The sequence below is a fragment of the Alteribacter salitolerans genome, assembly GCF_016901055.1.
Lineage (GTDB): Bacteria > Bacillota > Bacilli > Bacillales > Salisediminibacteriaceae > Alteribacter > Alteribacter keqinensis.
Genome location: NZ_JAFEUX010000002.1, coordinates 76,700 through 98,289 on the forward strand (window position 1 = coordinate 76,700; position 21,590 = coordinate 98,289).

The 21,590-nt window shown below is 43.4% G+C and carries 15 protein-coding genes and 2 riboswitches; of the genes, 13 read left to right on the forward strand and 2 right to left on the reverse strand.

From position 1 onward, the window contains the following. Positions 1 to 13: 13 nt before the first annotated feature. The gene (metE, locus tag JSY36_RS03535) at positions 14 to 2,344 is read right to left on the reverse strand and encodes a 5-methyltetrahydropteroyltriglutamate--homocysteine S-methyltransferase (protein ID WP_205165271.1); all 2,331 of its coding nucleotides are present in this window, start codon (positions 2,342 to 2,344) and stop codon (positions 14 to 16) included. A 149-nt stretch (positions 2,345 to 2,493) separates the two neighbouring features. Further along, a riboswitch (cobalamin riboswitch) is annotated at positions 2,494 to 2,683 on the reverse strand. A 54-nt stretch (positions 2,684 to 2,737) separates the two neighbouring features. Beyond that, positions 2,738 to 2,843: riboswitch (SAM riboswitch) on the reverse strand. 966 nt (positions 2,844 to 3,809) lie between these two features. Between metE and JSY36_RS03540 the strand changes: the two genes are divergently transcribed. The 8 genes from JSY36_RS03540 (at position 3,810) to JSY36_RS03575 (ending at position 12,870) form a co-directional block, all read left to right on the forward strand. Beyond that, entirely contained in the window at positions 3,810 to 5,477 is a 1,668-nt protein-coding gene (locus JSY36_RS03540) for a glycoside hydrolase family 13 protein (RefSeq protein ID WP_205165272.1), read from the forward strand. 135 nt (positions 5,478 to 5,612) lie between these two features. Beyond that, positions 5,613 to 6,629 (forward strand): LacI family DNA-binding transcriptional regulator, encoded by a 1,017-nt coding sequence (locus JSY36_RS03545; protein ID WP_205165273.1) that lies wholly within the window; start codon positions 5,613 to 5,615, stop codon positions 6,627 to 6,629. Positions 6,630 to 6,789: 160 nt separating this feature from the next. Next, entirely contained in the window at positions 6,790 to 8,019 is a 1,230-nt protein-coding gene (locus JSY36_RS03550) for an ABC transporter substrate-binding protein (protein ID WP_122900276.1), read from the forward strand. Between the two features lie 14 nt (positions 8,020 to 8,033). Then, entirely contained in the window at positions 8,034 to 8,897 is an 864-nt protein-coding gene (locus tag JSY36_RS03555; RefSeq protein WP_122901371.1) for a carbohydrate ABC transporter permease, read from the forward strand. Beyond that, positions 8,897 to 9,721: a carbohydrate ABC transporter permease gene (locus tag JSY36_RS03560; protein ID WP_205165712.1), complete on the forward strand. Its 825-nt coding sequence runs from the start codon at positions 8,897 to 8,899 to the stop codon at positions 9,719 to 9,721. The genes JSY36_RS03555 and JSY36_RS03560 overlap by 1 nt, the downstream gene beginning before the upstream one ends. Positions 9,722 to 9,891: 170 nt before the next feature. Next, positions 9,892 to 10,263 carry a VOC family protein gene (locus JSY36_RS03565; RefSeq protein WP_205165274.1) on the forward strand — a complete coding sequence of 124 codons (372 nt, stop codon included), beginning with the start codon at positions 9,892 to 9,894 and terminating at the stop codon, positions 10,261 to 10,263. Between the two features lie 657 nt (positions 10,264 to 10,920). After that, on the forward strand, positions 10,921 to 11,538 hold the full coding sequence (locus JSY36_RS03570; protein WP_205165275.1) for an SLATT domain-containing protein: 618 nt from the start codon (positions 10,921 to 10,923) through the stop codon (positions 11,536 to 11,538). Positions 11,539 to 11,550: 12 nt separating this feature from the next. Further along, the gene (locus JSY36_RS03575) at positions 11,551 to 12,870 is read left to right on the forward strand and encodes a nucleotide-binding domain-containing protein (protein ID WP_205165276.1); all 1,320 of its coding nucleotides are present in this window, start codon (positions 11,551 to 11,553) and stop codon (positions 12,868 to 12,870) included. A gap of 275 nt (positions 12,871 to 13,145) precedes the next feature. Here JSY36_RS03575 and JSY36_RS03580 read toward each other — a convergent pair whose 3' ends face one another. Continuing rightward, entirely contained in the window at positions 13,146 to 14,159 is a 1,014-nt protein-coding gene (locus JSY36_RS03580; RefSeq protein ID WP_205165277.1) for a substrate-binding domain-containing protein, read from the reverse strand. Positions 14,160 to 14,426: 267 nt separating this feature from the next. Between JSY36_RS03580 and JSY36_RS03585 the strand changes: the two genes are divergently transcribed. The 5 genes from JSY36_RS03585 to JSY36_RS03610 all read left to right on the forward strand — a co-directional run bounded on the left by JSY36_RS03585 (position 14,427) and on the right by JSY36_RS03610 (position 21,464). Then, positions 14,427 to 16,055 (forward strand): alpha-glucosidase, encoded by a 1,629-nt coding sequence (locus tag JSY36_RS03585; protein WP_205165278.1) that lies wholly within the window; start codon positions 14,427 to 14,429, stop codon positions 16,053 to 16,055. Positions 16,056 to 16,060: 5 nt separating this feature from the next. After that, positions 16,061 to 17,005 carry an MTP-1 family protein gene (locus tag JSY36_RS03590; protein WP_336511436.1) on the forward strand — a complete coding sequence of 315 codons (945 nt, stop codon included), beginning with the start codon at positions 16,061 to 16,063 and terminating at the stop codon, positions 17,003 to 17,005. A 12-nt stretch (positions 17,006 to 17,017) separates the two neighbouring features. Beyond that, positions 17,018 to 18,097: a BtaManbiosPhlase gene (locus JSY36_RS03595; RefSeq protein ID WP_205165280.1), complete on the forward strand. Its 1,080-nt coding sequence runs from the start codon at positions 17,018 to 17,020 to the stop codon at positions 18,095 to 18,097. Positions 18,098 to 19,214: 1,117 nt separating this feature from the next. Then, positions 19,215 to 20,480: an ABC transporter substrate-binding protein gene (locus tag JSY36_RS03605; protein ID WP_205165282.1), complete on the forward strand. Its 1,266-nt coding sequence runs from the start codon at positions 19,215 to 19,217 to the stop codon at positions 20,478 to 20,480. 93 nt (positions 20,481 to 20,573) lie between these two features. Then, entirely contained in the window at positions 20,574 to 21,464 is an 891-nt protein-coding gene (locus tag JSY36_RS03610; protein ID WP_122900292.1) for a carbohydrate ABC transporter permease, read from the forward strand. Positions 21,465 to 21,590: the final 126 nt, after the last annotated feature.

Consider the following 21,590-nt stretch of genomic DNA (forward strand, 5'->3'; position numbering starts at 1 on the left):
TTGGGAGAAAGACCTATGGATTCGACAAAATCCGGGTGGTGACAGGCACCGCACCAACCGAGCCAAGTGCCTCCCGCACACGCTGGGTGGCCTCAACCATATTCTTAAGTGAAGGAACGGTTTCATCGATGCCTCTCGTTTTCAGGCCGCAGTCCGGATTGACCCAGAACTGCTGCGGGTGGAGGACCTGGAGGGCCCGGCGGATGCTCGTTTCCATTTCTTCGGTGCTTGGTACACGCGGGCTGTGAATGTCGTAAACCCCGAGGCCGATGCCTTTGTCGTACGATGCCTTTTCGAAGTCCGCGATTAATTCACCGTGGCTTCGCGCTGTTTCAATAGAAATAACATCAGCATCCAGCTGTTTAATTGAATCAATGATTTCCCCGAACTCCGAATAGCACATATGCGTATGGACCTGGGTTTCTTTTTTCACTGTGCAGGTCGCAAGTTTGAACGCATAGATGGCTTCCTGGAGGTATTGTTGTTTCTTTGCGTCTTTAAGGGGCAGTCCTTCACGTAAAGCAGGCTCATCTACCTGGATCATGCCGATGCCGTTTTTCTCCAGATGGCTGATTTCGTTTTGCAATGCTAAAGCGAGCTGCTTTGTCACTTCGAATGCACGGATGTCCTCACGGGGGAAAGACCATTTATAAATGGTAACGGGTCCGGTGAGCATGCCTTTGACCGGCTTGTCAGTGAGTGACTGGGCATAGGTGATGTCTTTTGTTGTCATCGGCTCCGGTAAAGCCACATCTCCGTAAATGATCGGTGGTTTTACACTCCGTGAGCCGTAGGATTGCACCCATCCGTATTTGGTAAAAGCAAACCCGTCAAGTTTTTCCCCGAAGTATTCAACCATGTCATTTCGTTCAAATTCACCGTGAACGAGTACGTCGAGGCCAATCCACTCCTGTACCTCAATCCATTCCGCTACTTTTTTCTGAATGAAGGCGTCGTACGCCGCTGTTGACCATTCACCATGGCGGTAACGGGACCGGGCCTGGCGGATTTCTGTAGTTTGAGGCAGACTTCCGATTGTTGTTGTAGGCAGCACCGGAAGCTTGAAGATGTCTTGGTGCAATGCCTGCCTGGCGGTAAAAGAAAAGTCCCGTGCCGGTTCTTTTCCTTCCCATTCACTCACCTCATTTTGCACATGCGGTTTCGTCCGCGATGGGGACTGACGGAAAATCTGAAGGGTCTCCTCCCGAGTTTTGATTTCGTCTTCGATCGATGGTCTGCCCTCATTGATCCCCTTCGTCAACAGGGTGATTTCATCAATTTTTTGATCGGCAAAAGCTAAAGCACCCTTTAATTCAGGCTCAAGGTGATCCTCCGTCTTTACGGTCACAGGGACGTGTAAAAGACTGCACGAAGGCTGTACGATGAGGCGGTTATCAGAAACGATGCCACGGATGGCTTCCAAGAGCCCCCATTTTTCTTCCAGGTCGCTTCCCCAGACGTTTCGCCCGTTCACAACACCGGCGGCCAATGTTTTATCAGCAGGAAACCCGTATTTTTTTAAAGCATCCAGGTTCGCTCCGTCGTCGTGAACAAAATCGAGACCGATCCCGTCTACCGGGAGGGAGATGATCGCTTCATAGTCAGATACCGATTCGAAATACGTTTGCACAAGGAGCTTCAGGTTTGCCGCTGGTGAGTGAAGCTGTTCGTAGACGTCTTTTACGTGCCCGATTTCTGTTTTGGTGAGATCGGTACTTAAAACCGGCTCGTCTAACTGAACCCACTCAGCCCCTGCTTCATCCAGTTCCTTTAACACCTGCTGGTAAAGAGGAACGAGCGTCTTTAAAAGAGGCCCGAATTCCTCCTGTTTATACCCTTTCGAGAGCTTCAGTAATGTCACGGGACCGAGGAGAACAGGCTTCCCGGTTATGCCAAGCTTGTTTTTGGCTTCAAGAAAGTAAGTAAGAGGCCGGTTCTCTTTCAGTACAGGGGCGGTGTTCTGGTCAAATTCCGGAACGATGTAATGGTAGTTCGTATTGAACCATTTCGTCATTTCCGAGGCGACGGCTTCCTTGTTTCCCCGGGCGATATCAAAATAGGTCTGTAATAACGGTGTTTCGTCAGAGCGGAAACGGCGGGGGATGAGCCCGAACATCACGGCGGTATCGAGAACATGGTCGTAAAAGCTGAAGTCACCAACAGGAATGAGGTCAATTCCGAGGTTCTTTTGTTTTTGAAGGTCATTTAAGCGAAGGGCTTCCATTTTTCTTAGCAGATCTTCTTCCGTGATGGACTTGCTCCAAAACGCTTCCAGCGCTTCTTTCCATTCTCTTTTTTCCCCGATTCTCGGGTACCCGATTGTCGAACTTCTGGTTTTTTTCATGTCCATTCCTCCTGATATTCTTTTTCAACCCAATAAAAAAATCTCTCTTGCCTACAAGAGAGATGATGAGGTGGACACAGGGAATAAACGTCATTAAAAAGACAGACGAAGCCCTTGAAATGTCAACACCTTCCTATTCCTCGTAGGACGTAGTGTATGTTTTACAGGCAGGTCTCCTGACTCATGATCATCACATCCATGCGCCTTCCCGTCCGAGACAGTGGCTATTTTGCTGGATGCTCCCATTTACAGTGGCGGGACCGTACCGGACTTTCACCGGACTTCCCTTTTAAGCTGGACTCGCAACGTGAGTTCAGCACCTGTGAAACACGGATATTTGGTCTATCAAACAGAAAACCCTCTCAAAATGAGAGGGTTATGTTGATTTGACCTCTCTTATTTCTCAAAGACTCAGCTTTGCTGGAATTGGCACCACAATCAATGAATGATCGGTTGCCGGGTTTCATCGGGCCAGTCCCTCCACCACTCTCAATAAGAGTTTGCTATTGGATTGATACAAGCATACTAGCACGGGAATTCAGAAGTGTCAAATAAGTTTGGAAAAGAGAAGGGCGATCAGAGCGTTCTACCAATGCTTGCATGTGAAAAATGCGGAGGTGATATTATAAGGAGTATTACAAAGTGTACAGGGAAAACAATACCGCATTGAAGACAAGCTGTGACCCATTAGTCGTTTAATTTAGGGAATTTTACTGATTACTTGGTTTAATGTACTTTCTTTTCTGAACTATCGTCGGTGTAAACTTTACAGGTTTCGACCAACTTTTCTTGTTAGTATTCTGCCTTGGTTTTTGCACTTCTTTTTCGTATTTTTTCTGGGTTTCGCATTCCACCTGAGACCGCATGCACAAGGTATGTGGCTTAATACATTACAAAACAGCAGACCCTGAAGGGACCTGCTGCCTGGAGGTAGCGTACTTTTCGCAAAGTACTTTATCTTATACGGGAAGGGGGCTGAATGTGTGCATAAACGGCAGTAATAGAAACTGAACGAAACAACAGGGGGTCATCTCTCTTATTTGCCAGTTCACCAATTCATTAACTATAAAATACACATGCTGTGACCCAGACAATTATTCACATAAAAACTTCCTCTGAAAACTTCTACGGCTTCCCCTGTACATGGCCTGACACGAACAAGCACAGGTTCACCATTTTCAGTTGCCCCTATTATCTAAAGTGGTGTCATTTTACCTGTTTAAGAGACGGTTTTTGTTGAATGAAATGCATCAGCTGGCAAAAAGCCCTATAGATTCGACAAAATCCGGGTGGTGACAGGCACCACTTACAGCCTTCCAACAAAAGGAACAAAAAATGAAAACGTTTTACACGTTACCATCTACCATTTATACTTGTTTCCTGTTATGATATGGGCAAACGATTTCGCAATTCATGCATGTATTTGCACATATAGAGGATCATCAGGAGAACACGGAGGTTCAACATGGAACGAAAATGGTGGAAAGAAGCAGTTGTGTATCAGGTTTATCCAAGAAGTTTTATGGACAGCAACGGTGACGGCATTGGGGACATTAAAGGGATTATGTCCAGGCTTGATTACCTGAAGGATCTCGGCATTGACGTGATCTGGATCTGCCCGATCTATAAATCCCCGAACGAAGATAACGGGTATGACATCTCTGATTACAAGGATATTATGGACGAGTTCGGGACGATGGAGGATTTTGACGAGCTCCTGGCCGAAGCCCACAAGCGCGGCCTTAAGATCATTATGGACCTCGTGATCAACCACACGTCCGCGGATCACGAATGGTTTATCGAGTCACGTAAAGGGAAAGACAACCCGAAGCGCGACTATTATATTTGGGTCGATCCGAAAGATGACGGGTCGGAGCCGAACAACTGGGAAAGTATCTTTGGCGGGTCTGCCTGGGAGTTCGACGAGGAGAGCGGCCAGTATTACATGCACATCTTTGCCAAAGGGCAGCCGGACTTGAACTGGGAGAACCCCGATGTGCGAAAAGACCTGTACGACATGGTCAACTGGTGGCTTGATAAAGGGATTGACGGCTTCCGTGTGGATGCCATTTCCCACATTAAAAAAACACCGGGCTTTCCTGATATGCCGAATCCCGAGGGCCGGAAATATGTACCGTCCTTTGCCGGACACATGAACCAGCCTGGTATCCAGGAGTTTCTTTCTGAATTCAAGGAGGAAACCCTTGATCACTACGACGTGATGACGGTAGGGGAAGCAAACGGGGTTACCGTTGACGATGCCCACCTCTGGGTCGGTGAGGAAAACGGAAAGTTCAACATGGTGTTCCAGTTTGAGTCCCTGGACCTCTGGGGCAAGGACACAGATGAAGGCATCGATCTACCTGCTTTTAAACAGAGTTATACACGATGGCAGAAAGGCCTTGACGGCGTCGGCTGGAACGCTTTATTTTTGGAAAACCATGACGTTCCCCGTTCCGTTTCCACACTTGGGGATGATAAGACGTACCGCACAGCGTCTGCCAAGGCGCTGGCCACAATGTATTTTCTCATGCAGGGAACGCCGTTTATTTATCAGGGGCAGGAGATCGGGATGACGAACGTCCAGTTTGATTCGATTGATGATTACGATGACGTGGATGCCCATAACCTGTACAAAAACCTGACTGCTGAAGGGAAATCACACGAAGATGTGATGAAGATCATCTGGAAGCGCGGCCGTGACAATTCCAGAACGCCGATGCATTGGAACAGTGAAGAGAGTGGCGGCTTTACAACAGGGACGCCGTGGATGAAAATGAATCCGAACTACACAGAGGTGAACGTGGAGGATCAGAAAGAAGATCCAGAGTCTGTGTACGAATATTATAAAAACCTGATCCGTCTTCGGAAAAATCACGATGTTCTTCTGTACGGATCCTATGACATTCTTCTTCCGGACCACGAGAATCTCTTCGCCTACACCCGTACCCTCAACGGGGAAACGGTCCTGGTTGTGACGAATATGTCCGGGGAGCAGGTACCGTTTGAACTGCCAAAAGACCAGCAGTTTACCGGCGCAGAGAAGCTTCTCGGCAACTGTGAAACAGAAGAAAGAGACATCAACTACCTTGATTTAAAGCCGTTTGAAGCGGTTGTTTATAAAGTGAAGTAAATGATGTAAGAAGCATGGGAGCGGTCCCGTGCTTCTTTTTTAGTGTCCTAAATCAAAAAGTAGGAGAATCTTGACATTCGAAAAAGATCACTTTACACTCAAGTGAAGAAAACGTTTTCTTTGGAAGGTAATGACATGAGAAAAAAGACAATCAAGGATGTTGCAAAAGAAGCCAATGTTTCAATTGCAACGGTATCACGAATTTTAAACCAGACATCAAAAGGATACTCGGAAAAGACGAAAAAGCACGTGCTTGAGACGATGGAGAGGATGGGGTATTCCCCGAATGCCGTAGCCCGGAGCTTAATCAGCAGGCAGACAGGGACGATCGGTGTGCTGTTCCCTGAAATTTCCGGTATGGTCAGCTCGGAAATGCTGCACGGAATTGAAGCTGTAGCCAATACGTTCGGTCACAGCGTCATTGTGTGCAACACAAACTCCGATCAGGCGAAGACGCTGAAGTATTTACGGCTCCTTGAAGAAAAGCAGGTAGAAGGTGTGATCTTTACAAGTAAGATTCTCTCAGAAACGTACGGAAAAATGGTCGGGCAGATGAATGTGCCGTTTGTGGTGCTGGCTTCAGAGTCTGAAGTGGAAGGGGTCCCCCATATCAAGGTGGACGACGAACTTGCATCCTATGAAGCGACAAAGTTCCTTATCGAACACGGTCATAAACATATCGGCATGCTCAGTGGAAATGGAGACGACCCGATTGCCGGAAAACCGCGAATTGATGGATTTAAACGGGCGTTAAAAGAAGCAAAACTTCTGTGCCGTCATACCCAGGTCGCTCAAAACAATGGCTTTTACTTTGAGAACGGGCACCTTGCTTTTTCAAAGCTGATGGCCAGTCACCCGGAGACAACGGCAGTCTTTGCCTCTAGCGACGAACTTGCCATGAGTGCGATTTCAGCTGCACTGGAGTATGGAAAAAGAGTACCGGATGATTTGTCGATCATCGGCTACGACAATACAAAGCTGGCAAAAATGGCGGTTCCGAAGTTAACCGTTGTCTCCCAGGAGCTTGAATCTCTGGGGAGGAAAGCGACGGAAATGCTTTACAGGGAGATTCACACAGGGGAGAAAAGCCCGAGCGTGACAGCCCAGCATAACATTGTAAAAAGAGACTCGGTGAAGACGCTGTCTACCTAGCCTCTCTTTTTTAAAACAAAAAGAGTAAACGTTTACTTCAATCAGCGGATTCATATGAAGTTCAGGACGGAAAAAGTCATATGAGACTTCTTTTTTTATAAAAAGTAAAGTAAACGTTTTCTCAAATGCGTAAAGAACACATCACGAGAGGAGTAAAAGGATGAAAACGAAACCTTGGTTTGCAGGTGGCCTATTAGCAGGCGCGGCGATGCTTGCCGGCTGTGGGGAAGATGCAGGGGACGGCACCGTTCAATTGGAGTTTTTCTCGAATAAAACAGAAAATACCGGTACGTACCAGGCACTCATTGAAGAGTTTGAGGAGCAGCACCCCGGTATTGAGGTGAACCTGTATGCCCCGCCTGATGCAGAAACAGTCCTTCGAACAAGACTTGTAAAAGATGATATGCCGGACCTCCTTGCCATCGCAGGCAGTGCTTTATACGGAGAGCTGGTCAGTGCAGGAATGCTTCAGGATTATGAAGGGGATCCGGTGCTTGATAACATTCAGGAATCATACTTAGGAATGCTGGAGGAACTGGAAGGTTCAGACACGCCTGGTATTCACGGGGTACCGTTTGCGGCCAACGCCAACACGGTCATTTACAACAAGGAGATGATGGAGGAGCTTGGCGGCGACATTCCGGAAACGTGGGATGAGTTTATCGAACTTTTGGAGATGGCAGAGGAAGCGGAGGAAATCCCGATTCTGTTTACCCTTCAGGAGGCATGGACGATTATGCCGGCGTGGAATGCCCTTGCAGGAAACCTTCAGCCGGAACGATTTGCAGAGAGAAAGTCCGAAGGTGAACTCACATTTGCCAATACACACGTGGAAGTGACGGAGAAGCTGGAGGAACTTTTGGAATATGGTCATTCTCGCATGCACGGCATCGGCTATAACGACGGCAACCGGGAATTTTCCCAGGGGAACGGCCTGCTGTACTTTCAGGGGAACTGGGCAGTGCCTGAAATCCTCAGTTTAAATCCCGATATGGAGCTTGGTGTATTCGCCCTGCCGGTGACGAACAACCCTGAAGAAAACAAGCTTGTGTCCGGCGTCGATGTTCTCCTGACGGCACTGGAGGATACAGACCATCCGGAGGAAACAGATGCGTTTATTTCGTTCCTGCTGGAAGAGGGGCCTTCTACTCAGTACATGGAAGAACAGGCTGCCTTTTCTGTGCTGCAGGGAGTCGTGACGGACGATCCGGCCATGGAGGGCATTGCGGATCACTTTGAAAATGATCAGATTACCAGTTTCCCGGACCACTTTTATCTTCCGGGTATGGGTGTTGAAAACATGGTACAGGGATTTACTTACGGCGAGGACCGTCACGAATTTCTGAGTCAGCTTGACCGCACGTGGGATCAAATTCAACTCAGGTATTAGAAAGGACTTTGATGATGAAAAACAGACAGCGATCGTTTCTTTATATGACAATACCTGCACTTGTGTTGTTTTTCTTATTCCATACGTACCCGCTGCTTCAAGGTGTGTTTTACAGCTTCACGAACTGGCGGGGGTACGGGGATTGGGAGTTTGTCGGGTTTTCCAATTATCTTAATGTCTTTCAGGACATGAGGGCGTGGAGTGCCTACGGATTTACCTTTCAGTTTGCCATTGTGTCTACGATTCTTGTAAATATCTTCAGCTTAATCGTGGCGCTCGGATTAAATGCGAATATTAAATTTCAGAAGACGCTCAGGGCGATTTACTTTTTGCCGAACATCCTGAGTATTCTAATTGTCGGGTTCATCTTTCAGTTCATCTTCACGATCTTTTTACCCCAGCTCTCGGATATTTTAGGCATTCAGGCGCTTTCAGCCAATATTCTTGGAAGTCCGGATTACGCCTGGATCGGGATTGTGATCATGGCGGTCTGGCAGGCGGTGGCGTTTAACACCATCCTGTATCTCGCAGGTTTGCAGACTGTTCCGGGAGATGTATACGAAGCGGCATCCATTGACGGAGCGAGTCCGTGGAAACGATTCTCTAAAATTACGTTTCCCCTTATCGCACCGTTCTTTACGATTAACATGGTACTGGCGTTAAAAACGTTTCTGATGGTTTTCGACCACATCATTGCCCTGACGGGGGGCGGACCGGGCCATGCCACGGAATCCATTTCTCTATTAATCTATACAGGAGGATTTGAAGGCGGGCAGTTCGGCTATCAATCTGCCAATGCGGTCATCTACTTCCTTATCATTGTAGGCTTTTCGGTCTTTCAACTACGAATCTTGCAGAAGCGGGAGGTGCAGCTGTGATGAAGAACTCCAAAAAGAAAAACTGGCTCGTTACCGGACTGCTTATGCTTGGTACGCTTCTTGTTTTATTTCCGCTTTATTTAACGATCAATATTGCCCTGAAAACACCTGAAGAGATGGGTGAGCCCCTTTTGTCCCTGCCGAACGAGTGGCGGTTTCAAAACTTTGCTGATGCCATCGAAGTGACGAATTTTTTCAATGCTTTCAGCAACAGTTTTCTGGTGACGTTCTTTGTTGTTATTTTCACGGTGCTGACGAACTCCCTTGTGTCGTATGCGATTGCGAGAAACATGCACCGCAGGTTGTACAAAGTGATGTTTTACTATTTCGTGAGTGCCATGTTCGTTCCTTTTCCGATCATCATGCTGCCGCTGGTCCGTCAGACTGCCGTATGGAACATGGACAACCTGGTCGGATTGGTTTTTCTCTACATTGTGTTCCAGCTTTCCTTTAACGTATTTATCTACGTTGGATACATTAAGTCGATCCCGGTGGAACTTGAAGAAGCCGCGATTATGGACGGAGCAAGCACGTGGAAGGTATTCTGGAAGATCATCTTCCCGCTTTTGGCGCCGATGAACGCCACAGTGGCGATCTTAACAGCGCTCTATGCCTGGAACGACTTTATGCTTCCTCTTGTGATACTGACAGATCCTGCGGATGCGACCTTACCTCTCGTTCAGTACATTTTTCAGTCCGAATTCAGTACCAACTATAATTTAGCTTTCGCCTCGTACCTGCTGGCCCTGCTACCAATGGTCCTCGTTTACATCATTGCACAGAAGTGGATCATCAGCGGTGTTACGCGCGGCGCGGTGAAATAGGGTAGTTAGAAGCATGGAGAAGCATGGGGACGGTTCTCATGCTTCTTTTTTGACTGCTTGAGGTTGTTTGATCGAGAAGGATAAAACGGAGATGTCTTTTTCACTGTGATCAGGTACACTTGATTTGTGTGAAAATTCTAATTTATTTCCTGGCAGGAGGAGCTGTTCATATGAAACTAGGGGCGTTTTCCGTAAGTTTGAGTGTAAAAGACATTCAGAAGTCAAAAGCGTTTTACGAAAACCTGGGGTTTGAAATCCTGGGAGGGAATGAGGATCAAAACTGGCTCATCATGAAGAATGAAAGCACAGTCATAGGGCTGTTTCAGGGCATGTTCGAAAAGAATATCCTTACGTTTAATCCGGGTTGGAACCAAAATGCCCAGAATCTTGATTCGTTTACGGACATCCGGAAACTTCAAAAGCAGCTTAAAGAAAAAGGTGTTGCTTTCCAGACTGAAGCAGATGAAGCAGGGGAAGGACCTGCGAGCTTTACACTTGAGGATCCGGACGGCAATCCGATTCTTGTGGATCAGCACAGGTAAAAAAGAAGCATGAGGTCGGATCCTCATGCTTCTTTTTTGGCTTTAAGCACGTTCTTATAAAACGTTTTTACCACTAGCAAGGCTTAACTGCCAATCACCTGCGAAAAAATCGTGCCTATAACTGTAAACCCCTCTCTTTCCCGTTAGAGAATGAGAGGGGTTTATTAAAGTAATAAATGAGTATTCCATTGCTCAGAATGGCTATAGAAAAGAAATCGATGAATTAAATGTATATTAAAATTAGGAAATGTATTGTGAAGTGGCGTACTTAAACTAACGGGGAGGTTTGTTGAAGAACCAGAGCCTAAACCTCCAGAGGAACATTTGGAGAGTCGGATCCAGGTGGAACCACTCCTGTTTAAGATATAGGTGAGGAAACATATGAAGAGCAAGCATTTGGTCCTTACGGATTTTTAACTTTTCTATTCCAGAAAGTATTCAATTCCTTTTTAAAACCACCTAAGAAGGTATTCCGCTCCCTTCGGGTTAACTTCCAATAATTTTTTATAACCTTGATGGCCTAAAAAGCCCCCCATTACAACAACCAGTATGGATAAAAATTCATTGATATTTAATAGAATATTGACAGGGTGAATATTGTAAATATTTGTTATAATAGATATATTATTCAAGGTACTGGGAATAGGGAGGATTATATTGGACAAGAACAGCCTTTTAAAATCCATTGCGTTGAAAGGATATGATGTAGGTTTCGGCGCAAAAAAGCATTTCGCAACTTATGATTTAGCAGCCAAAGCTCCCAACCTTTTTGCACTAGGAACGTTGACTGCCGGTGTCATCCAACTAGCTTTTGAGATAGAGGATGATATCAATAAAATACTTTCTGTCTTTTTGATTTTTATCGGTATTGTGACTATTTTTGTCAACATGTTTACGGATAGAAAAAAGGAATATGAGGATGCAGGAGTCAAAATAAACCGGATTTATCAAGACTTACGCAATTTATATTTCAGTGTGCAAGGAACAAATGAAACAGATAAAGAAGAGTTGGAAAGGCACGAAACCGAATACAAACGTTTGGTTGGAGAATTTAACAACACCGGCATTACACATCAAATGATGTTTAGTGATTGGTACGCACACTATAAGTTCTTTGTGCAATTAGAGACGGACTGGATAGAGGAACAACGTCCGTTTAAATTTCGAGATAAAGTTCCATTGGCCCTTAGATGGACTCTATATGCAATTGGAGCAGTTGTCCTTATAGCCATTGTGATAATTGTTGTTTTATTTGTTCAAAATACATTTTTCTAATAGGGGGAAATAATGGGGATAGAAGCTGCTTTTGAAGAATATGTAGAATATCTGCAGGATATAAAATTAGAGGATAAGGAAACTCGCCTAAAGAGAATCACCAAAAAGTTAAACAAAACTTATTATGACGGAAATGACAGTGAAGTCGAACATTTCCTCTTAGTAGGTTCTCTTGGCCGCCATACAGCTATAAATGGTGTCAGTGATGTAGATGCTGCTTTTAAGCTGCCATGGGAAGTTTATGACCAATTTAATAAGCGAAGAGGAAATAAACACTCTCAATTATTACAGGATGTCAAAAGCACGCTGTTGGAGCTGTCTCCACGAACCATTATTCGAGGGGATGGACAAGTTGTGGTCCTTGAATATAAGGATTATGAGGTGGAATTACTTCCTTGTTTTGAGAAGGAGGATGGTTCCTTTTTATACCCAGACTCCAATAATGGAGGACTTTGGAGGACTACTAATCCTCTTCCTGAAATCACGGCAAGTGAAATCAAAATTGATGAAACCAACAGCCACTTCAAAAATGTATGTAACTTGGTCCGAGCTTGGAAAAACCAACAAGGATTTAAGATGGGCGGCCTGTTAATCGATACGTTGGTTTATAAATTTTTTAACCAAAATACCAAGTACAATGAGGCAGAGTTTTCGGATTATCCTCAGTTGTTGAAGGACTTATTTTATTTCCTTAAAGAACTGGATAAAGAGCAAGAATATTGGAAGGCTTTAGGCAGCAACCAGCATGTTTATAACAAGGGTGGGAAGTTCGTCACAAAGGCCAAAAATGCTTACAACAAAATCAAGGATATTGGTAATGACAGTAATGAAATGTATGCCAAAATGCAAGAACTTTTTGGAACCAAATTTCCAAACCTTGTTGAAGAACGATTTGAGAAAAGTCTTTTCACTCGATTTGCATCTAAAAATACAGAAGAGTTTATTGAAGACAGATATCCGGTGGATATAAGATATTCCGTTAGCATTGACTGCTTTGTATCGCAAGATGGATGGAGAGATAGAACCCCGCTGCGCCACTTGCCTTTCTTGAGAAGTGATAAGCGATTGGAATTCTCCATCGAGCCGCTGGATGTAGATTGGGATTATGATGTTCTCTGGAAAGTTAGGAATGTCGGGGAAATCGCTCATCAAAGGGATAAAATACGAGGTGAAATAACCGAGGGAAACCTTGGGAAGTATCGTCACAAGGAAAGAACGGAATTCAAAGGCGAGCATTATGTTGAAGTGTACATTATCAAAAATGGAGTAGTAGTAGCAAGGGATAAAATTGATGTTCCAATTAATATTGATAGGGCCCGTATTTCCGTATGATTTGAATGATTGAAATCGAAAAGCAGCTTGTATAGCTGCCTTATTTTTTTGGGAATGTATCGTAATTAGCTCTAGTCGATAGCCAATGAGCAATTAAAAAAAGTACGAGATAAATGGGCTAAAGGGGCAACAGTCCAGTAATAAACGGCTAAGTTTGTGAAGCAATGTACTTAAAGTAACGGAAGCGTTAGTTGAAGAAGGAATGAGAAAATCAAAAGCGGATGAACTCCGCTTTTGAAGCTAAAGGAATACTCATTAAGTAATATTGAAAAAAGTTAATTTACCGGGCCGGTCGAATCCCGGATTATAATAGTTGAATCAATTAAAGTTTCCTGGAAAGGTTCATTAGGGTTATCCATTCTCCAAAATAGTTGTTCTATCGCTCTTTTCCCGTATAAGGTTAGATCTACATTCATTGTTGTGGTTGGCGGTGTTGATATGCGTGAGAGCTGCCCGTTATCAAAGCTGCACACTGACGCATCTTTTGGAACACGTAACCCTCTCGTTTGAAGGGAGGTAAGAATAAGAAATCCGTATCCGTCATTTGTACAGAACCAGGCAGTGGGTAATTCATTTATTTGGTTCAGTGCATTGTTAATGGAATCACCATTTTCAGCTACGTCTGTTACCATAAGCTCTTCTTTAGGTTCAATATCATTATCTTTTAACGCAAGCAGGTATCCTTCCCAGCGTTCTAAGTAGCTTGGAGAATAATCAACATTTCCAACAAAACCGATATTCTGATGGCCTAGTTCGATAAGGTGGTGAACGGCCTTGTAAGCAGCAAAACGGTTGTTTATTAAAATGGCATCCGCATGGTTGAAAGGGTGGTGGTGATCGATCATAACAGTCGGAATGCCAAGATTGATAATTTTATTAATATATTCTGTGCTTATGTGCGAGAGCACGATGATCCCTGATACCGAGTTATTCTCCACATCTTCCGGCAGGACTAAATTAGCCCTCGTAACATCATCTATTGAATGAATGTGCAGGTTCATGCCTCTTTTTTTTACTTCCTTATCAATTGCCAGATAAATTTCTCCGAAAAAACTTTTTAAAGAAAATGCAAATTCAGAGGCAATTAAAGCAATATTTCCGACAGATTGTCCCCCGTTCGTATTCACTTTTGCACCTGAATAGCGATACCCCAAGCTCTTTGCCGTTTGTTCAATTTTCTTTCTGGTAGCTTCACTTACACCTGGCTTTCCTGAAAGGGCTTGTGAAACTGAATTCTTGGATATTTTTAATTTGTCAGCAATATCCTGCATTGTCACTCTCTTACCCACGTGATCACACCTTCCGTCTTGTTTAAAGCTGCTCTATGTAGATTGGTTTCATAATCTTTAATATCGTCCATTTTTGTAACGTTACAAACATAATATATAATATTCCTTCAAATAAGTAAAATAAAATCGGTTATTGATAAACCCATGGAGTTGAAAAAGAAATCCGTTGACTAAATGTAATTATGATTGTAACATTATCTGTAATGTTAGTCATGGATAAATTATCAGTTGGATTATACATAAAGCAACTTGTAAAGGAGGCCTGTCATGGAGGGAACGAATTGGTGGACAGGTGCGGTTTTTTACGAAATATACATGCCTAGTTTTTGTGATGGGAATGGTGATGGCATTGGAGACTTTAAAGGTATTACGTCAAAGCTGGATTATTTAGCAGAATTAGGTGTGGATGCCATCTGGCTCACACCTTATTATGTCTCTCCCCAGGTGGATAATGGGTACGATATTGAAGATTATTACAACGTTGACCCTGATTATGGAACGATGAATGATTTTGAAGATTTTATTACAAGAGCTCATGAAAAAGGACTTAAGGTAATCATAGACCTTGTGCTGAACCATACCTCCTCGGCACACAACTGGTTTTTGCAGTCCAAATCTTCAAAGAAAAACCCGAAGCGTGATTGGTATATTTGGAAAGATGGGGCCGGAAGTGGCCCCCCGAACAATTGGGAATCGTTTTTTGGAGGATCCGCCTGGGAGTACGATGAACAAACCGGCCAATATTATTATCACGCTTTTGCTAAGGAACAGGTGGATTTAAACTGGTCTAACCCTGAAGTGAAACAAGCACTATTTGAGGTAATGTCATTCTGGCTTGAGAAAGGTATAGACGGATTTCGGTTGGATGTTATTAACTTTCTTACTGTTGACCGTACGTTTGGAAATAACCCAAAAGATCAAAACGGGGAACAAATTCATCTATACGATAAAGACCAGGATGGCATTTTGGAAATCTTAAAAGAAATTAATTCATTTGTGAAGCGGTACGACGATCGTTTTTTACTGGGGGAAGTAGGTTCTGAAGATTTAGCTGTATTAAATCAGTATCTGGGGCCGGGGCTGATGGATGCGGTATTTAATTTTAACTTAGGAAGTATGGCTGAATTAGACAGTGATGAACTCTTTTTGCAGTTGAAAAAAATGGATGAACAACTCGGCGCGAATGAACTTCCAACACTTTTTTTCAGCAGCCACGATATGTCACGCCATATCTCTCGTTTAGGACGACCTGATGAAGAAGAAGTGATAGCTAAACTAATGAGTACACTTATTCTGACTGCAAAAGGAATACCGTTTATTTACTACGGGGATGAAATTGGAATCAGAGATTTCTGTGCCGGTGACATTACAGAAATGAAAGATATACAAGGGTTAACGGCCTATAAACTAGCACTGGAGGAAGGAAAAAGAGAGGAAGAAGCGCTTGAAAAAGCTAATCAAAGCAGTCGTGATAAATCAAGAACGCCCATGCTGTGGAATGATGAAAAGTATAGTGGCTTTTCAACATCTGAGCCATGGATATCCTTGTCACTGGGAAAAACCAAAAATGTAAGCGCTCAATTTTCGGATCCCTCTTCTCTTTTGTGCTATTACAAGTCGTTACTTCAGTTGAGGAAGCAATTACCTGCATTAATGAATGGAAGCTATAAAAGCCTGAATAAAAAGGGCGAGGTTATTTTCTATACAAAAGAAGCAAATAATCAGGAAATTCATGTTGCGCTAAACTTCAGCAGTGCGCCACAGTTCTTTTCAGACATAAAACTGTCAGAAGTTGAATTGGTTATCTCCAGCAAGAGGGAGAACCTGGACTCAGATAAGGGTGCTTTACTGAACCTGTTACCATTTGAAGCTTTAGTTTTTACTCAGAGAGGATGATTAGTGTGAAAGAGCTGGTGAAGAACGAAGTTAAGACTTGCGGGGATTTAGTAAAAGAGTATATAGGTGCCCCTCAGCCGGAAGCCCCTGAAAAAATTTGGTTTTCAGGTGTCGGTGGTCGTGATGTCTATAATATTACCGCTCCATTCAAAGACGGTGAGGAATATGTTATTGCCGGCAGGGTAGAAGAGCGGGACAGTGAACATTCTGAAGTATATTTCTTTGTTAATCGTGGTGGGGAGTGGGTTCCGAGAAAAGGAGATCCTGTTTTTAAACTCCAAGACCCCTTCTTTACCAGGATACGAGGAGAACTTGTCCTTGGCGGGGTGGAAATCTTTCCTCACCCTGAAATTGAAAATGCACTGGGGTGGAGAACCGTCTTTTACAAAGGTAAAACGATTTCAACTTTGAAAAAGTTAACCGTTGGTCCGGATGGGATGAAAGACCTTCGCCTTGTTGAATTAATGGATGGTAGCGTAGGGATTATGACGCGACCACAGGGAGAAAAAGGAGGGAGGGGGGAAATTGGATTCGTAAAAGTCCCTTCCTTGGAGGACGTTTCTATTGAAGTTATAAATGATGCTCCGCTTTTAGAGGGGCAGTTCATTAAAGAGGAGTGGGGAGGAGCGAATGAAATTCACTTACTCTCAAACGGCCTGCTTGGTGTGTTGGGGCATATTGCCTGTTTCGACAGAGATGATAATCGCCACTACTATCCAATGGTTTTTGCACTAAATCCGGATACGGGTGAATTCTCTGATATAAGAATTATTGCCCGGCGTTCTGATTTTCTTGAGGGGGATGCGAAACGCCCTGATTTAGCAGATGTGGTATTCAGCGGGGGTATTGTACGCAATGAAAACGGAACCGCTGATTTATATGCGGGAATTAGTGATGCCGAAGCACAACGAATAACAGTCCCAGATCCATTTTTAACTTTTGAAAAGTAAGGAGCCGTAAATATGAATGTTTATCGTTATGAGGAAAACCCGCTTGTGTCACCGATAGATGTGACTGCACACCGGGACGATTTTGAAGTCATTGGCGCATTTAATGCCGGTATTACAGAATATAATGGTGAAGTAATCATGCTGCTCAGGGTGGCAGAGAGACCAATTAATAATGACCCTGCTGTCGTTAAGGCCCCTGTATTTGACCCGGAAACCGGGGAGCTCACGGTAATGGAGCTGAACAAAGAGAACCCTGAGTTTGATTTTTCGGATCCGAGAACCATTTCGAGAGCGGGTAATCCTGACAGCTTTGTTTATTTAACCTCCTTGTCTTATCTGAGGATTGCCCGGAGTATAGATGGGCGTCACTTTACGATTGATGACCAGCCGTTCATTTTTCCGTCGAATGAATTAGAGGCCTTTGGTATTGAAGACCCTCGCATAACGAAAATTGAAGATACTTATTATATTTATTACAGTGCTGTTTCTCCTGTAGGTGTTGGAGAATCACTGGTGTCCACTAAAGACTGGGAGCATATTGAACACATGGGTATGATCTTTGCTCCTGAAAACAAAGATGTACTCATATTTCCTGAAAAAATTAATGGGAAATATTTTGCCCTTCACAGGCCGGTGCCGAAAAGTACGGGTGCTCCGGAAATATGGATCGCCGAATCTGATAACCTTCGATATTGGGGGAATCACAAATATCTTATCGGATTAAGAGAAGGTATGTGGGATAATGGAAGAATTGGCGGTGGTGCTGTACCAATTAAGACAGAAGCAGGCTGGTTGGAGTTATACCACGGGGCTTCTTCTGACAACCGTTATTGTATGGGGGCGGTATTACTGGATTTAAACAACCCTGCCAAAGTGCTTGCCAGGTCAGAAAAGCCTATCCTGGAACCAGAAGCGGAATATGAGGTTAATGGTTTTTTTGGTAATGTTGTTTTCTCCTGCGGTGCTCTTGTGGAAGGCGATGTTGTGAAAATGTATTATGGTGCAGCGGATGATTCTATGGCGTGTGCCGAGCTGAGTCTGAAAGAAATCCTGAACTCACTTACTTGTGAAGAGGGAGTAAAGATACCATAAACTGATTTTTTGCTGAAAAAGTAAGAAGAGGAAACACGAGGTGCTTCTCGCTGTTTCTCTCCTATGTGACTAAGCTGCCCCGAAGTAAGTTTAAACTTACTTCGGGGCAGCTTTTTTGTCATCACCCCGGGGTGGTTGTAACGTTACAAAAAAACAACTTATTTTTGCTGTGAAAGGTAATTGTGGATGGTAAGGAAGTGAAGAGGGAGCATAACAAAGATAAAGAATACCAGGGTTGGAAGTGAAATCAGGGTCAGCAGGGTTATTGGAAACAGGAGGAAGATAGATTTCCAAAAACCCCTTTTTAAATAAAGAAAACAATATTTAAGGATCTCTTTGATTGCGATTTCTTCTTTTTGAACGAGAACTGAAAAAGCATACTGGCTGACTAATACCCAAGCTAAAAAACAATAGAAACATAACATTGCGTAGAAGTAGAATAGAAACCCGGACTGCTGAAAAAAGAATATAAAATTACTTAGTAATACAACAGGGGGGACAGTAATAACGGTTCCTAAGATAATGGATTTCCGGAAGTATTGTTTTACCCCGGTGAACAAATGTCTTATCTTACTATCCTCTCGTGATTGAATCTGATAAATAAAATATGAATACCCTGCAGTAGCCGGTCCTGCCGTGAGTATCGGTATAGATAATAATAACCAGATGGTACCGGCGGCAAGAACTTTAAATAAATGATAAAAGTACTGCTTAAAGGAATGCCCTATGATGCTCATGCTGATAGTCTCCTTTTCAATAATTAGTCCCATCATATCACCATGAAATATTTAATTGAATAGTAACGTGACATATTTTTTGAATTATTTAATTTTATGTTGACTAATTGTAAGGATTCAATTAAAATCTAAGTAACGTTACTAATATAGTTACATGTAATTCTTCCTGTCGATAACTGATTCATTTCATCTCTCTCGAGAGATGGTAGGTAACAAATAGTCTTATCACATAAATTAAACATATATTGCTGAAAATGGGTTTTTATCTTGTAACGTTACAAAAGAGGTTTTATGAATTTTGAAAGCGCTTGCCATTAGCGAGGTTATTTTAGTTTAGTGTACCGGAGTTTAAAAATTCTAATAGAAATCGGGGGAATATCATGATGAAGGCAAGCAGATGGTTAGGTTCACTTGGGTTGGTCTCAGCACTTACAATTTTAGGAGCCTGCGGAGGACAAGGTGCAGGTGGGAACGGCGATGCAGAGGGTGAAGTAGCAGGAATTGATTTTGCAGCTTTTGGAGGGCCGGAAGAAGTTAGAGAACTGCAGGCTTTAGTTGATGAAGTCAATGATAATGCGGATGATTACCAAATTAATCTTATTACTATAGCAGATGATTATTATACAGCCATTCAGACTAGGATTGCCGGCGGAAATGCTCCTGATATTTTTTACTTATCACAGGAGTGGGTTGCTACTTATGCCGATTCTGATGTGCTGTTGGACATTACGGAGTTTGCGGAGAGTGACGAGGACCTGGATCTCGATTCTTATTATGAAGCACCGTTGGAAACAGCTACATATGATGGACAACTCTATGGTCTTCCGTGGGTGTCGCAGCCAGTCATAATGTACTACAATGTTGATTTATTTGATGAGGCCGGTGTTGAATATCCGGACAATACGTGGGACTGGGATCAATTCCGGGACGCTGCTAAGGAATTAACAAAAGATACAAATGATGATGGACGAATTGACCAATGGGGTACAACGACTCACGGGTGGCCTCCAACTCATCAGTGGATTTGGACAATGGGTGGAGATGTTATTACCGAAGACGGTGAAGTTGTTTTAGACTCACCGGAATCTATTGAAGGTTTAGAGATCCTGAACAATATTCTTCATGATGATGAAATCATACCAGCGGCAAATACCATTGAACAACAAGGTCTGGCAGAAATGTTTAAAGCTGGACGCATCGGGATGTTTATGGGAGGAGCTGCAGATGACCTCGACCGGGTAGAAGGACTCAATGTTGAAGCCACTGTTGTTCCTCATGGAGAAGAAAAAGCCACGTTCAACTGGATTGCTTCCATGGTTGCCAGCTCGAAAACGGAGAACCCTGAAATAGCCTATAAAGCTTTAAGAGATATGACTGAGGCTATTCACACATGGAAAATCGTACCCCCGGACAGCCGTCTGGCTGACCAGATTTTAGATATTGAGCCAAGAAAGACGGAATCTGCTGTAGAAGCTATGAATGAGTCTATGGAATATGCTCGAGGATTTACAGGACATCCTAAACAGCAGCAAATCGATACTATATTATGGGACTCCCTTACGAGCCAGTTAATAGCCGGAAATGGCACCCCGGAGGAATTGGCAAAAGATACAGCTGAACAGTTAAGAGATTTATTGGAAGAATAAGGCCAATGGAGAAAGGATCAAAGTCCATGACTTTGATCCTTTTCCATACATAACAAAGCTTGTCATCAGATTTGGACTGGGAGCGTGTATGTGATGAAAATCAAAAATAACAAAGCTTTGAAAAGAAACCTGGAAGGGTATTTATTTATCTCCCCTTGGATATTTGGAATGCTACTCTTTACAGTTGGTCCTGTAATAGCATCCTTCTACATTAGTTTTACTGATTGGAATACATTTCAATCTCCCAATTTTGTAGGGTTTAGCAATTATGCGGAGTTAAGTCAGGACCCCAAATTTTATCAGGCGCTAAAAGTAACTTTTACTTTTGCTGCATTCAGTGTCCCTTTAAACCTTGCCGGGGGACTGTTGGCTGCTATCTTACTAAACCAGAAAGTTAGAGGGATGAAAGTCTTCAGAACAATCTTTTACCTGCCTGCTGTAGTATCCGGGGTAGCTACTGCTTTACTTTGGAGATGGATTTTCAACTCGGATGTGGGTCTTATTAACAGTGTGTTGGCAAAGATAGGAATTGAAGGGCCGAACTGGCTGGGAGATCCAAGCTGGGTACTGCCTTCGTATATCATTATGAGCTTGTGGGGCTTTGGGAACGCGATGTTAATTTTCCTTGCTGCACTGCAGGATCTTCCGAAACAGCTTTATGAATCTGCAGACATTGATGGAGCCAGCCTGTTACGGAAGTTTTGGCATATTACCTTACCGCAATTATCACCTATTATTCTATTTAACTTAATTATGGGTATTATTGCAGGTCTGAAGATATTTACAGAAGCCTACATTATCGGAGGAGCTCAGGATGCTGCCTTATTCTACATGCTTTACCTCTGGCAGAATGCCTTTCAATTTATGCAGATGGGCTACGCTTCAGCGATGGCTTGGATATTCTTTGTCATCATATTGCTCATAACGTTAATTATCCTGAAATCTTCACCTCTTTGGGTGTATTACGAAGGGAAGAAGAAATAATATGACACAGCCTTCATATTCAAAACAAAAAAAGGATGAGTTTTCTTATAATCCAAAAAGCAAAGAAAAAAGAATCTCCCAAGCGGTAAAAACGGCTTTTACCTATTTTCTGCTATGTTTAGGCGG

Excerpts from the sequence above, each read along its gene's own strand:
- JSY36_RS03605 (WP_205165282.1), top strand. The coding sequence starts at position 19,215 with ATGATGAAGGCAAGCAGATGGTTAGGTTCACTTGGGTTGGTCTCAGCA.
- JSY36_RS03595 (WP_205165280.1), top strand. The coding sequence starts at position 17,018 with ATGAATGTTTATCGTTATGAGGAAAACCCGCTTGTGTCACCGATAGAT.
- JSY36_RS03585 (WP_205165278.1), top strand. The coding sequence starts at position 14,427 with ATGGAGGGAACGAATTGGTGGACAGGTGCGGTTTTTTACGAAATATAC.
- metE (WP_205165271.1), bottom strand. The coding sequence starts at position 2,344 with ATGAAAAAAACCAGAAGTTCGACAATCGGGTACCCGAGAATCGGGGAA.
- JSY36_RS03565 (WP_205165274.1), top strand. The coding sequence starts at position 9,892 with ATGAAACTAGGGGCGTTTTCCGTAAGTTTGAGTGTAAAAGACATTCAG.
- JSY36_RS03540 (WP_205165272.1), top strand. The coding sequence starts at position 3,810 with ATGGAACGAAAATGGTGGAAAGAAGCAGTTGTGTATCAGGTTTATCCA.
- JSY36_RS03550 (WP_122900276.1), top strand. The coding sequence starts at position 6,790 with ATGAAAACGAAACCTTGGTTTGCAGGTGGCCTATTAGCAGGCGCGGCG.
- JSY36_RS03610 (WP_122900292.1), top strand. The coding sequence starts at position 20,574 with ATGAAAATCAAAAATAACAAAGCTTTGAAAAGAAACCTGGAAGGGTAT.
- JSY36_RS03555 (WP_122901371.1), top strand. The coding sequence starts at position 8,034 with ATGAAAAACAGACAGCGATCGTTTCTTTATATGACAATACCTGCACTT.
- JSY36_RS03560 (WP_205165712.1), top strand. The coding sequence starts at position 8,897 with ATGAAGAACTCCAAAAAGAAAAACTGGCTCGTTACCGGACTGCTTATG.
- JSY36_RS03575 (WP_205165276.1), top strand. The coding sequence starts at position 11,551 with ATGGGGATAGAAGCTGCTTTTGAAGAATATGTAGAATATCTGCAGGAT.
- JSY36_RS03545 (WP_205165273.1), top strand. The coding sequence starts at position 5,613 with ATGAGAAAAAAGACAATCAAGGATGTTGCAAAAGAAGCCAATGTTTCA.